This is a genomic window from Bradyrhizobium sp. CCBAU 53421 (genome assembly GCF_015291625.1).
GTDB lineage: Bacteria > Pseudomonadota > Alphaproteobacteria > Rhizobiales > Xanthobacteraceae > Bradyrhizobium.
Map to the genome: position 1 here is coordinate 2,885,887 of NZ_CP030047.1, position 13,009 is coordinate 2,898,895.

13 protein-coding genes are annotated in these 13,009 nt (G+C 64.1%); 4 read left to right on the plus strand and 9 right to left on the minus strand.

Annotated features, from left to right (window positions below; genetic code table 11):
• Positions 1-75: 75 nt before the first annotated feature.
• On the plus strand, positions 76-2,340 hold the full coding sequence (locus tag XH92_RS13565) for a spermidine synthase (protein ID WP_194459656.1): 2,265 nt from the start codon (positions 76-78) through the stop codon (positions 2,338-2,340).
• 26 nt (positions 2,341-2,366) lie between these two features.
• Here the strand turns inward: XH92_RS13565 and XH92_RS13570 are convergent, their stop codons facing one another.
• Positions 2,367-2,954, minus strand: coding sequence for a TetR/AcrR family transcriptional regulator (locus tag XH92_RS13570; RefSeq protein WP_194459657.1), 588 nt, complete (start codon positions 2,952-2,954; stop codon positions 2,367-2,369).
• A 138-nt stretch (positions 2,955-3,092) separates the two neighbouring features.
• On the opposite strand from XH92_RS13570, the gene XH92_RS13575 reads away from it, so the two are divergent.
• Entirely contained in the window at positions 3,093-3,650 is a 558-nt protein-coding gene (locus tag XH92_RS13575; RefSeq protein WP_194459658.1) for a DUF308 domain-containing protein, read from the plus strand.
• Between the two features lie 48 nt (positions 3,651-3,698).
• On the opposite strand, the gene XH92_RS13580 is transcribed toward XH92_RS13575, so the two are convergent.
• On the minus strand, positions 3,699-4,547 hold the full coding sequence (locus tag XH92_RS13580) for an alpha/beta hydrolase (RefSeq protein WP_246788394.1): 849 nt from the start codon (positions 4,545-4,547) through the stop codon (positions 3,699-3,701).
• A gap of 254 nt (positions 4,548-4,801) precedes the next feature.
• Entirely contained in the window at positions 4,802-5,596 is a 795-nt protein-coding gene (locus XH92_RS13585) for a L,D-transpeptidase (protein WP_194459659.1), read from the minus strand.
• 283 nt (positions 5,597-5,879) lie between these two features.
• On the opposite strand from XH92_RS13585, the gene XH92_RS13590 reads away from it, so the two are divergent.
• Positions 5,880-6,209 (plus strand): hypothetical protein, encoded by a 330-nt coding sequence (locus XH92_RS13590; protein ID WP_194459660.1) that lies wholly within the window; start codon positions 5,880-5,882, stop codon positions 6,207-6,209.
• Between the two features lie 113 nt (positions 6,210-6,322).
• On the opposite strand, the gene XH92_RS13595 is transcribed toward XH92_RS13590, so the two are convergent.
• The 5 genes from XH92_RS13595 to XH92_RS13615 form a co-directional block, all read right to left on the minus strand.
• A complete protein-coding gene (locus XH92_RS13595; protein WP_097674556.1) occupies positions 6,323-7,084 on the minus strand; it encodes an ABC transporter permease in 762 nt (253 codons plus the stop codon).
• Complete coding sequence (locus XH92_RS13600; protein WP_194459661.1) at positions 7,081-8,004, minus strand: ABC transporter ATP-binding protein; 924 nt, start codon at positions 8,002-8,004, stop codon at positions 7,081-7,083. The genes XH92_RS13595 and XH92_RS13600 overlap by 4 nt, the downstream gene beginning before the upstream one ends.
• Before the next feature lie 151 nt (positions 8,005-8,155).
• On the minus strand, positions 8,156-8,848 hold the full coding sequence (locus XH92_RS13605) for an OmpA family protein (RefSeq protein ID WP_194459662.1): 693 nt from the start codon (positions 8,846-8,848) through the stop codon (positions 8,156-8,158).
• Complete coding sequence (locus XH92_RS13610; RefSeq protein WP_194459663.1) at positions 8,845-9,258, minus strand: hypothetical protein; 414 nt, start codon at positions 9,256-9,258, stop codon at positions 8,845-8,847. Before XH92_RS13610 ends, XH92_RS13605 begins: the two co-directional genes overlap by 4 nt.
• Before the next feature lie 89 nt (positions 9,259-9,347).
• On the minus strand, positions 9,348-11,867 hold the full coding sequence (locus tag XH92_RS13615) for an ATP-dependent helicase (RefSeq protein WP_194459664.1): 2,520 nt from the start codon (positions 11,865-11,867) through the stop codon (positions 9,348-9,350).
• Positions 11,868-12,159: 292 nt separating this feature from the next.
• On the opposite strand from XH92_RS13615, the gene XH92_RS13620 reads away from it, so the two are divergent.
• On the plus strand, positions 12,160-12,333 hold the full coding sequence (locus tag XH92_RS13620) for a DUF1328 domain-containing protein (RefSeq protein ID WP_106320673.1): 174 nt from the start codon (positions 12,160-12,162) through the stop codon (positions 12,331-12,333).
• A 68-nt stretch (positions 12,334-12,401) separates the two neighbouring features.
• Here the strand turns inward: XH92_RS13620 and XH92_RS13625 are convergent, their stop codons facing one another.
• Entirely contained in the window at positions 12,402-12,890 is a 489-nt protein-coding gene (locus XH92_RS13625; protein ID WP_194461250.1) for a thioesterase family protein, read from the minus strand.
• Between the last annotated feature and the right edge of the window lie 119 nt (positions 12,891-13,009).

The following is a 13,009-nucleotide window of genomic DNA, read 5'->3' on the forward strand; positions in this document are numbered from 1 at the left end:
CCGCTGCGTGGCGCTATGATTCAATGCAATGCATGTGCCCGGTGTTGATCTGCCGGATCGTGACCGGGAGTATTCATGTCGTCTGAGCCGTCCGCCTCGCGAAACCGGCTGGTGCTGGTTGTCTACACCGCGGCGATCTTCGTCAGCGCCCTGTTGCTGTTCTCGGTGCAGCCGCTGTTCACCAAGATGGTGCTGCCGCGGCTCGGCGGCTCGCCGGCGGTGTGGTCGGTGGCGATGGTGTTCTTCCAGTCGCTGCTGCTCGGCGGCTATGCCTATGCGCATCTCCTGATGAAGCTGAACAGCCGTGTCGTGCCGATCGCGGTGCATCTGGTGCTGCTGGTCGTCGCGCTCGCGACATTGCCGCTCTCGATCAGGAGCGGCTGGGGTGAGCCGCCGACCTCGGGCTACGCGGTTTGGCTGCTCGGCCTGTTCGCGGTCTCGATCGGCCTGCCGTTCTTCGCGCTCGCCGCCAACAATCCGCTGCTGCAGGCCTGGTTCGTGCGCACCGGCCACCCCAACGGCCCCGACCCGTATTTCCTCTACGCATCCTCGAACATCGGCAGCTTCCTGGCGCTGCTGTCCTATCCGGTGCTGCTCGAGCCGATGTTCACATTGCGCACCCAGAACCTGATCTGGACCGGTGGCTATGGACTGCTGATCGTCCTGATCGCAGGCTGCGGCGTGCTGCTGTTGCGCTCGCCGGCCGGTGCCGGCGCACTCAACATGCAGGTTGACGATGCCGATGCGCCGGCGCCGTCGTGGTCGCGGCGGACGCGCTGGATTTTCCTCGCCGCGGTGCCGTCCGGCCTCCTGATCGCGGTGACGGCGCACATCTCGACCGACGTCGCGGCCGCGCCCTTGCTCTGGGTGCTGCCGCTGTCGCTGTATCTGTTGACCTGGGTGCTGGTGTTCCAGTCGCGGCCGCTGCTGCCGCACAAATGGATGCTGCTGGCACAGCCGCTGGCGATTGCCGGCGTCGTGATCCTGCTCGCGGTCGGCGGCGAGCAGAACCTGCTGCTCACGCTCGGCGGCCATCAGCTCTGCTTCTTCATCATCGCGATGGCATGCCATGGCGAGCTCGCGCGCACCCGCCCCGCGGCGAAATACCTCACCGGCTTCTACGTCGCGCTGTCGTTCGGCGGCATGGTCGGCGGCCTGTTCGCGGGGCTGATCGCGCCGTTCACCTTCTCATGGATCGCCGAGTATCCGATCCTGCTGGCGCTCGCGGCGCTGTGCCGCCCGCCCGGCGGTGCGGAACGGCTGCCGCGCTGGAGCGCCTGGTACTGGCCGTTCCTTGCGGTGCTGGCCGTGGCGCTGATCGCTCCGAGCTATTCGGCCGGCGATATCTTCAACTGGTTCGACGACCACCGGGTGTGGGTGATCGGCGCCGTCGGCGCGCTCTCGGCGCTGCTCGCGCTCGCACTGAATGCCAATCGCTGGAAGATCTTCGCCACCGTCGTCGTCGCGCTGGTGGTGCTGCGCGCCTATCCATCCGACGATGGCCGCGTCGAAACCGTGCGCAGCTTCTTCGGTGTGCACAAGATCGTGGTGACGCCGAACGGGCAGTATCACGTGCTGATGCACGGCACCACGATCCACGGCGCCGAGAAGTTCAAGAACGACGACGGCACGCCGGTGACCGGAAGGCCGGAGCCGATCAGCTACTATCACAAGGATGGCGGCATCGGGCAGGCGATCACGGCGATGCGCGAGCGCAAGGGCGCGCCGCTAAAGGTTGCGGTGATCGGGCTCGGTTCGGGGACGCTGACCTGTGCCTCGGCGCCCGGCGAGGACTGGCGATTCTTCGAGATCGACCAGTCGATGGTCGATACCGCGCGCGATCCGAGATACTTCACCTACATCCAGAGCTGCGAGCCGAACCTCAAGCCCGTGATCGGCGACGCGCGGCTGACCTTCGCCAAGGAGCCGGACGGCGTCTACGACCTCATCATTGTCGACGCCTATTCGTCGGACGCGATCCCGATCCATCTCGCGACCGAGGAGGCGATGGCGATCTACAAGGAGAAGCTGGCGCCGCAGGGCGCGGTCGTGATGCACGTCTCCAACCGGCATCTCGAACTCGCCAGCGTCGTGGTCGGCATTGCGGACGCCAACGACATGAAGAGCTGGGTCTACAGCGAGGATTCCGGCCGCGACAACGAGTACATCTTCTCGACCTCGGTGGTGGTCTCCGCGCGCGAGGAGGAAGATGTCGGCAAGCTCGCATCGTCTGACGTGTGGACCGAGACCGATGCCAACGAGAAGCAGCGGGTCTGGACCGACGATTATTCGAACGTGCTGGGCGCGGTCTACCGTCGCCTGCGCGACGGCGAACAGTAGGTTCGATCGGCGGCCCGAACGATTCCCTAGCGGTCCGCTACCAGCAGCTTCGCGATCTGCGGCTTGACGATTGCGGCAAACAGTCCGGGATCGTCGAAAGCGCGCGCAGAGAGCATCGCGCCATGGACCGATGCCATCAGCATCTGGGCCTCCTCGTTCGGCCGCCTGCCCAACCGGAACAGGTGCTGATCTGCGCCAGCCTTGAGCACCGACGTAAGCCATCCCGCAAGAGTCTCGAAATGGGCGCGGACGCGCGCGGCGACCTCGTCCGGTAACATCGGCATCTCGCCGGCTAGCATCGCGCAGACGCAGAACGGCAGCGAGGCGTCCTGAATGCAGCCCTGCCAGAAGTTCACATAGGACTGCAATTGGTCGGCAGGATCGGCGGACCGCTCCTGAAGCGACTTCAGGCCCAGTTCCGTCGCCTGCCGGTAGCGATCCACCAGCGCCGAAACCAGCTCGGCCTTGGTCGGGAAGTGGTGGTGGATGCTTGCCTTCCTGATACCGATCGCATCCGAGATGTCGGCATAGCTGAACCCGTTATAGCCGCCCGCCACGACGAGGGATTGGGCGACATCGAGAATCCGGTCCGAGGTCGAAATCACTGGGTTCATGGCTGCGCCTACCTTCCGGTAGGTAAGTTGTCAAGGCGGCGCCGCGCTCCTGTTCGACACAAGAAGGTGTTCCAGCGCCTGGTTGACCCGCAGTGTCGATCTACCTACTAGTAGGAAGATCGACATAGGAGTTACTCAATGCAAAGCCGACTTTCCGGCCAATCCAGCTGGCTGCAATCCTACTATTTCGGGCGCGCGATCTTCTCGATCGCCTGGGTTGCCGCCGCCGTTCTTTTCAGCGCGCAAGCCGGCCCCGCCGCATTCCTGCTGGTGATCTACCCGGCATGGGACGCCATCGCCAATCTGGCCGACGCCCGGGTCAATGGCGGGCTGAAGGCCAACCCATCCCAGGCACTGAATGTCGTAGTCAGCACCATCACGGCGATCGCCGTGATGGTGGCGATCGGCGTCAATACCTATGCCGTTCTGGCGGTGTTCGGGGTTTGGGCGATCCTTGCCGGCGTGCTGCAATTGTCGACCGGCGTCAGGCGCTGGCGTCATGTTGGCGCGCAGTGGGCGATGATCCTGAGTGGTGCGCAGTCGGCACTCGCCGGCGGCTACATGATCAGCCGATCGATCGGAACCGTGGCGCCGACAATTCTCGACGTCGCTCCCTATGCGGGCTTCGGCGCATTCTATTTCCTGCTTTCGGCAATCTGGCTCGTTGCCAAAGCCCATCGCAGCGTACGTGCGTGAGCGCTTTCTGGCGCATCGGGGAACGCCAGCTCGGCTTCAATGCGACAGCTATTTCGTCTCCGGCGGTGCCGTGGTCGCGGAGGCGGGCGTCGAGGCCGCAAGCAACGGCATCGTCGGCGTGCTCGCGCCGGCGTCCTCGTCGAGGAACTGCTCCACGCCTGCCTGGATCGACGATTTCGCGCTGTCCGGGCCGCGGTCGCTGAGGTCGTTGTGCTGGAATTCGGTTTTGACCACCTTGATGCCGAGCCTCGCGCAGGTCTCCTCGTCGGGCACGACGCCGGGATCGGCCTTGAACACCGGATCCTTGGAGCGGAACGACAGGATCTTGATCTTGCTGTCGGTGATGAAGGGAACGCGCAGATTATCCAGTGTCACGACTTTCTTGACCAGGTCGGGATGCTGCTTGGCGAAGAACATCGAGATGTCGCCGCCGTTGGAGTGACCGATCAGCGTCAGCGCGCGATAGTTTGCGTTCGGGTAGAGTTTCTTGAGCTCGTCGATCGCATACATGATGTTGAAGGTGCCGCGATTATATTGCATGCGGCGGCCGACATATTCCTCGCCGACCTTGGTCACCATCGGCGCATCGGTGTCGAGGTCATGCTGGATGCTGACCACGAGGTAGCCGCGTGACGCGAAGACGTTGGTGAGGAACGAATACTCGGTGTTCCTGACCGTGTTGCCGTGGCTCAGGATCGCGACCGGCAGCTCGATCATCTCGGCCATCGCCTGTATTTGCCGATCGCGCCGGACCGCGACCTCGACGGTGACGTTGCGGTCGTCGCGCAGGACGTCGTGGAACGTCAGTGTCGTGTGGCTGATGGCCCATCTGTCCGTCGTGAGATAGCCGGCCATCGCGACGATGCACAGGCAAAGGACAATGATGCCCCGTTTCATGTCGACCTCTGATATTGCCTACGCGACCCGCGCTTCTCGCCCCGGTTTCATGGGGGCATTCCGCGTGAATCGGCCTCCAGGGGCCATGGCGGGCGCTCTTGCCGCCGAATATCGGGCTAATTTTACAATCGGATGACACCGCGACAACGGACCACGGCGCACGGCGTCGCGGGCGCTTTGCGGCAGTCACAAGCGGGTGAGGGGGCTGTGAACTGACGGCGCACCGGGCGCCGTCAGCGAATCAGGAGCGCATCTCAGTCCTGATAAGTGTTGCCGTAGAAGTCGCGCCGCTGCTGGTAGTACGGCCGCGGCTGATAGTAGCCTTGCGGCGCCGCCGCGTAGCCCTGGTTGCCGTAGTATTGCTGCTGGCCATAGGCCTGCGCGTCGTAGGCGCGGCGGCTTGACGGCGGCGCCGGATAGCGCCGGTCGGTCGAGCTGCCGTCGGCCGGATAGATGTAGCCGTCGTCGGCGCGGGCCTGCGCCGCCGGATATTCGCGCGGCTGCGGCGTCAGCACGACAGGGTCGCCGGCGGCGGCGGTGCCGTACTGCTCGTCTTGCTGCGGCGCCCGGCGGGCGAGGGCGGTGCCGTTGCGCCCGCGCGGATTGCGCGCCAGCGCGACCTGGGACGAACCGGTCAGCGTCACGGTGGTGTTGAGCACGCCTTCCTTCTGCACCAGCGCGTAGAGCGTCGTTGCATTGTCGCGCGACAGCCGCACGCAGCCATGCGAGGCCGGTGTGCCGAGGCGGTTCACCGAGTCGGTGCCGTGGATTGCGTGCCCGATCTTGGTGAAGAAGATCGAGTGCGGCATCGGCGCGTCGTCGAATTCCTTGGAGTAGTGATCCTCTTCCATGCGGAAGGCGCGGAAGCTGCCGTTCGGGGTTTCGCGCGACGGGATTCCGGTCGAGACCGCCCAATGATACCGCGCGACGCCGTCGACCGCGACGGTCATCTGCTGGTTGTCCTTGTCGATGGTGATATCGACCTTGGCCTGCGCGGCGCCGGCCGTGAACAGCATCACGGAAGTGAACGCAATGAGGAACGAACGCATTTACCTTTGGCCTCCAGGCCCGATCGCAGTAGCAGCTCTCCGTCCCCGCAACCAATATGCACGGAATCCGAATTTGGTTCCAGTCGCGGACCCGGCGCATCGTTAATCCCGCACGCGGCGCAAACAAGGCCGAAGCCGGGTTGGCCCGTCACGGCAGACTGACATTTTCGCGAGCGGGGCGCGACCAAGGTCCGATTGGTGGCCGCCACGCAACCATTTGGCCGCATGGACGTTTCACAATCCCGCCCAGTGGTGCATTCGCGCCGCGCATCAAGGAATCCAGATGAACAATACCAAGGTTAAGACCGCGGCCGTCGTCCCAGCCGGCCTATCCGCGCGGCTTCTGCTTGCGGCCGCAGCTCTTTCTTTGGCGCTGGTGACGGTCCCCCATGCCGGCCATGCCCAGGGCATCGTCCGCGGCGCGCATGAAGGCGCCTATGAGGGCAACCGGATCGGCGGTCCGGTGGGTGGCGTGGTTGGCGGTGCCGTTGGTGCCGGCGTCGGCGGCGCGATGGGCGCGGTCAAGGGCGTCTTCGGCATCCCGGATCGCGGCTACCGTCGTGGCCACCGCTGCCGCGGCTATTATCGCCACGGCCATTTCCATTGTTACTGATTGTTGAAGAACCTGTAGCCCGGATGAAGCGCAGCGAAATCCGGGGCCGGTCTTGCCAATTCGCCAGGCTGTCCCGGATTACGCTGCGCTTCATCCGGGCTGCGTGACCGGCGTCAGTTCTTCAGCCGGTAGCCGGTCCTGAAGATCCAGGCCACGATCACCATGCAGGCGATCAGGAAGCCCGCGGTCATGCCGAGGCTGAGTCCGACGCTGACATCGGCGATCTCGTAGAAGCTCCAGCGGAAGCCGGAGATCAGATAGACCACCGGGTTGAACAGCGTAAGGGTGCGCCAGCCCGACGGCAGCATGTTCACCGAGTAGAAGCTGCCGCCTAGGAAGGTGAGCGGCGTCACCACCAGCATCGGGATCATCTGCAGCTTCTCGAAGCCGTCGGCCCAGATGCCGATGATGAAGCCGAACAGGCTGAAGGTGACCGCCGTCAGCACCAGGAAGGTCAGCATCCACACCGGATGTTGAATATGCAGAGGCACGAAAAGTCCGGCGGTCGCCAGGATGATCAGGCCGAGGATGATCGACTTGGTGGCGGCCGCGCCGACATAACCGATCACGATCTCGAAATAGGAGATCGGCGCCGACAGGATCTCGTAGATCGTGCCGGCGAATTTCGGGAAGTAGATGCCGAACGAGGCGTTCGAGATGCTCTGGGTCAGCACCGACAGCATCACGAGCCCGGGCACGATGAAGGTGCCGTAGCTGACGCCCTCGACCTCGGTGATGCGCGAGCCGATCGCGGCGCCGAACACCACGAAATACAGCGAGGTCGACACCACGGGCGAGACGATGCTCTGCAGCAGCGTGCGCCAGGTGCGCGCCATTTCGAACAGATAGATCGCCCGGATTGCGCGGTAGTTCATGGCGCCCTCACGAGGCTGACGAAGATGTCTTCGAGGGAGCTTTGCTTCGTGTCGAGATCGGAGATCCGGATGCCGGCGTTGCGGAGATCATTGAGCAGGCTGGTGATCCCGGTGCGGTCGCCCTTGGTGTCGTAATCGTAGGTCACCGCGTGGCCGTCGTCGGACAGTTCGAGATTGTAGGCGGCAAGCGCAGGCGGAATGGCATCGAGCTTGTTCTGCAATTGCAGCGTCAGCTCCTTCTTGCCGAGCTTCTGCATCAAGGTCGCCTTATCCTCGATCAGGATGATCTCGCCATTGTTGATGACGCCGATGCGGTCGGCCATCTCCTCGGCTTCCTCGATGTAATGCGTGGTCAGGATGATGGTGACGCCGGAAGCCTGCAGCGTGCGGACCACCTCCCACATGCCCTTGCGCAATTCGACGTCGACGCCGGCGGTCGGCTCGTCGAGGAACAGGATCTGCGGCTCGTGCGACAGCGCTTTCGCGATCATCACGCGGCGCTTCATGCCGCCGGACAGCGTGATGATCTTGTTGTCCTTCTTGTCCCACAGCGACAGGTCCTTGAGCACCTTCTCGATATGGTCGGGGTTCTTCGGCTTGCCGAACAGGCCGCGGCTGAAACTGACGGTCGCCCACACCGACTCGAAGGCGTCGGTGTGCAATTCCTGCGGAACCAGCCCGATCATCGACCGCGCCGCGCGATAATCCCTGATGATGTCGTGTCCGCCGATCGAGATGCGGCCCTCGCTCGGATTGGCGATGCCGCAGATGATGCTGATCAGCGTGGTCTTGCCGGCGCCGTTCGGTCCGAGCAGCGCGAAGATCTCGCCTTTGACGATATCAAGATTGATGCCCTTCAGCGCCTTGAAACCGGAGCCATAGGTCTTTGAGAGATTGGATACGGAAATGATCGGCGACATGGAGGATCGGAAGCGTGAGGGAAGAGCGCGCGCGGATTGGGGCCCGGGCGGGCGCGTGATGCGGGTTCAGCCCAGATAAGAACGCATATTCCGTTCTGCAATCACCCGCCGGGGCAGAAAATTCGTTCTGCGGTGTGGCGGAAAAGCCGCTCTAATGCCGCTTCGCCGGTTTCGCCGGCTTCTTGGCGGCTGCCGCCGGGGCGGGGTGCGCGGGCGGCGCGGTATCGGCGACCTTGGCGACCAGCATGATCTGCACCTGGTTGTTGACCGGCGCGTTGGGTTTGGCCAGGTCGAGCAACTGCTCTTCGCCGAGCCCGACCGACTGCAGGCGCTTGGGCGCGATCTTGAAGGTGTTGACCAGGATGTCGCGGATCGCGTCGGCGCGCCGTTGGCTCAGCAGCACGTTGTTCTCGCGCCGTCCGGTCGATTCGATGTGACCGACGATCAGGAAAGTGTAGGGCAGCAGCGAGGAATGCGTCAGTGCATCGGCGATGCGCCCGACGGTCTGGTAGGAGTCGGGCAGCACGATCGGCGTGTCGACGTCGAACTGGATGTCGGCATTGAATGTCGGCAGGTTGGTCAGGTCGGGGGCGATCGGCGGCCGCTTTTGCGGCGGCGGCTCGTTCTTCGATCGCGAGCGCGATCGCTCGAGCACTTGCTGGCGCAATGCGGGGACGTCGATCGTTGCGTCCGTCTCGTAATGATTCAGCTTGGCGATGACGTCGTCGCGCGTGGTCGCGGTCTGTGCCTGTGCTGGGGCAATCGGCGTCGCCAGCAAGACCAGCGTGCCGAGCAGGCCCAAAAGGTCAAGACTGCGCAGGCCTCGCGTCGAAAGGCGCATCATTGATACCCCGCGTCATTGACCGCCTGGGCGCAATTGCGGCTGACGCCCTTGGCGCTGACAAGGCAGGGCACCGATTTGCTGGTCTCCTTGGTCGAGCCGCCGCAGACCTTGACGATTTCGCGGGTACATACGTTGGCGACAGTCACGCGCGCCGCGATCCGCTTCTGGATCGCATCGAGGGTGGAGAAGTAGCTCTCCTTGCACTGCGGCGAGATCACGTCGCGGTTGCGCGACAGGCACTCCTTGAGTCGGTTGGAGTCGAGGTTGACGCCGCGGCAATTGGCGGTGATATCGGCGCCGCACGCCTTGGCGAGCTGCGCTGCAGAATCGCCAAAGCTCAACGTCTCCGCGACCGCCAGCGACGGCGCAGTGAGCGCGATGACAAAAAGGAAAAACCCACCCCGGACCATGGGTCCATCTCAACCCATGAATTCAACTGGGGTCAAGAGCTACGAACAGAGAAGGCCGCCAAGGAGGGCCACCAAGGAAAGCCACTCTGTCACGCCCGTTCCACAAAGCTGTCGACCACCTTCTTCTCGCCGGCCTTTTCGAAGGCGATGGTCAGCTTGTTGCCGTCGATCTTCACCACATGGCCGTAGCCGAATTTCTGGTGAAACACCCGGTCGTCCAGCGAAAATTCCGACGTCGTGCCCGTCGACTTCGCCACCAGCTCGCCCTCGATGACCATCGGGCCGCGCTTGGTGCGAGTGAAGCTATCGGATGAAAAGGAGGATTGCCGCTCCTCGAAGCCGCTGCCGCTGCGCCCGCCGCCACCGCGGCCGCGGTTGGCCTGGGCGCGCTGCCAGCCGGGGGTCGAATAGCTCGAGCCGAATGATTCGAGGTTGTCGAAGCGCGAGGCGCCATAGCCGCCGCTGCCGCCCCAGCCCGATCCGCCCTTGGATTCGGTGATCTCGACATTGTGCGCCGGCAGCTCGTCGAGGAAGCGCGAGGGGATCGTGGTCGACCAGGTGCCATGGATGCGGCGGTTGGTCGCGAAATAAATCTTGGCGCGGCGGCGGGCGCGGGTCAGCCCGACATGGGCGAGGCGGCGCTCCTCCTCGAGCCCGGCACGGCCCTGTTCGTCGAGCGTGCGCTGGCTCGGGAACAGGCCTTCCTCCCAGCCCGGCAGGAACACGTTGTCGAATTCGAGGCCTTTGGCCGAATGCAGCGTCATCAGCGACACCGCTTCATCGCCGGCCTCGCCGTCGCGGTCCATCACCAGCGAGATATGTTCGAGAAACCCTTGCAGGTTCTCGAATTCCTCCATCGACCGCACCAGCTCCTTGAGGTTGTCGAGCCGGCCCGCGGCATCGGCCGAGCGGTCCTTCTGCCACATCTCCGTATAGCCGCTCTCGTCGAGCACGATTTCGGCGAGCTCGGTATGCGAGGTGACTTCGCGCTGGGCGCGCCAACGGTCGAATTGCATGACGAGATCGCGCAACGACCCGCGCGCCTTCGGCTTCAGCTCATCGGTCTCGACCACGGCGCGCGCCGCCTCGAACAGCGGAATGCGGCGCTTGCGGGCGTGGTCGTGCAGCAGCTGCACGGTGGCATCGCCGAGGCCACGTTTCGGCACGTTGACGATGCGCTCGAAGGCGAGATCGTCGGCCGGCGAATTGATGGTGCGCAAGTACGCCAGCGCATCGCGGATCTCGGCGCGCTCGTAGAATCGGGGACCGCCGATCACGCGATAGGGCAGGCCGAGCGTGACGAAGCGGTCCTCGAACTCGCGCATCTGGAACGAGGCGCGGACCAGGATGGCGACGTCGTTGAGGTTTTCGCCCGAGCGCTGCAGCTCCTCGAGCTCCTCGCCGATCGCGCGCGCTTCCTCCTCCGAATCCCAGGAGCCGGTGACGGTGACCTTCTCGCCGTCGACATCCTCTGTGCGCAGCGTCTTGCCGAGCCGGCCCTCATTGTGCGCGATCAGATGCGAGGCCGCGGCGAGGATGTGGCCGGTGGAGCGGTAATTGCGCTCGAGGCGGATCACCTTGGCACCGGGGAAATCGTGCTCGAAGCGCAGGATGTTGTCGACCTCGGCGCCGCGCCAGCCATAGATCGACTGGTCGTCGTCGCCGACGCAGCAGATGTTTCGGGGCGGCGCGGACGGCGGAGCCAGCGCCGGCTGGGCGGTGGCGTCTTCCTTCGCCGGTTCAGCGTCGGTCGCTCCGGGAATGATTGCCGAGATCGGAAGACCCGGCCGCGACGGTGCCTGCGACAGCAGCCGCAGCCATAGATACTGCGCGACGTTGGTGTCCTGATATTCGTCGACCAGGATGAACCTGAAGCGGTTCTGGTACTGCCGCAGCACGTCCGGATTCTCGCGGAACAGCCTGATGTTCTCGAGCAAGAGGTCGCCGAAGTCGGCGGCGTTGAGGATCTTCAACCGCTCCTGATAGGTCGCGTAGATCTTGCCGCCCTTGCCGTTGCCGAACGAGGCGGCCTCGCCCGCCGGCACCTGCGACGGCGACAGCCCGCGGTTCTTCCAGCTGTCGATCAGGCCGGCCAGCATCCGCGCCGGCCAGCGCTTGTCGTCGATGTTCTCGGCCTGCAGCAATTGCTTCAAGAGCCGCACCTGGTCGTCGACGTCGAGCACCGTGAAGTTGGATTTCAGCTGCACCAGCTCGGCATGGATGCGCAGGATGCGGCCGCCGATCGAGTGGAAGGTGCCGAGCCACGGCATGCCCTCGACCGCCTGGCCCAGCATCTGGCCGAGCCGCAGCTTCATCTCGCGCGCCGCCTTGTTGGTGAAGGTCACCGACAGGATTTCCTGCGGCCGCGCGCGGCCCTGGCTCAGGATATGGGCGATGCGCGTGGTCAGCACGCGCGTCTTGCCGGTGCCGGCACCGGCCAGCACCAGCACGGGTCCGTCGAGCGTCTCGACCGCCTCGCGCTGCTCCGGATTGAGGCCGTTGAGATATTGCGGAACGCCCGCCGCCGCCCGCGCACGCGCGGCGATGCCGCCAGCCACCGGCTGGTGCTCGGGAACGCCGCGAGGGGGCAATTTGCTTGGCTCGGTCATACGCGAATCGTCTCGGCCCCACGATGGCACCGCGGGACGGTGAAGGGGAGCCTTCTTAACAGGGATTGAGGGCCATATAGGACCTGATCGGCCGTTTTGACAGGTTTTATCGCGGCCACCTGGAACGGTTTTGGCAGCAGTGCACAACCAGCCCGGTTCCCGAAATCGGCGAAAATTTCGCGATTTCGCGGTCAGGAACCAGCGTTTCTCCGCAGAATTGTTTCAACGAATGCGGCGCCGGGCAAACGCCCGCGCCAGGAAACGAGCAAGGAAACGAAGCGGAGATTGGATCATGTTGAGCTGGGTCGTCACATTCCTGGTCATCGCCCTGATCGCGGGCATTCTGGGCTTCGGCGGCATCGCCGGCGCCTCGATCGAAATCGCCAAGGCGATCTTCTTCATCGCCATCATCCTGTTCCTGGTGTCGGCGGTGATCGGATTGGCGCGCGGCCGCACGAGGGTCTAGCGAGGCGGGTTTTTTCTGACGCGTTTTCTTTACGCGAACCGGCGGCCACTTCGCTTGAAAACGCTATGCTATTTCTTCGAGGGCATCGCCACGTTGCGGCCGATGCCCTCGGGACGCTGTACGCCCGTGTAGCAATCCACGATCGCTTGCGCCCGGGCGCGGATGTCGGGCGGAAACGGTGCAACCTTGCGCGCCTCCATGTCGATGTGCAGCGTGAGGTTTTCCGAGGTCGCGGACAGCCAGCCCTCGGTGGCGTGGCGCAGCTCCTCGAACGTGTGCAGCCGCTTCTCGTCGGCACCGAGCAGGAAAACCGAGACCTGCACGGGATCGCCGAGGTGAACTTCCCGCAAGTACCGGACGTGACACTCGGCGGTGAAGGTCGAGCAGTGCCGCGCCTTCATGTAGGCCGGCCCGATGCCGAGCTGCAGCCACATCTCGTCGATGGCGCGGTCGAACATCACATTGTAGTAGGCCATGTTGAGATGGCCGTTATAATCGATCCATTGCGGCTCGATCTGCATTACCGATGATTTGAACGGGGCTGATGGAAGCGGCATCTCGCTGGCGGCAGTCACTGAGGTCATTTCCCATTCCCCGTTCGTTGGCGTTCGAGCATGAACTTTTCTGTGACTCCGGTGTCTACTTTTTCAAGTCAGGCTCTCTTGACCCCTTATAC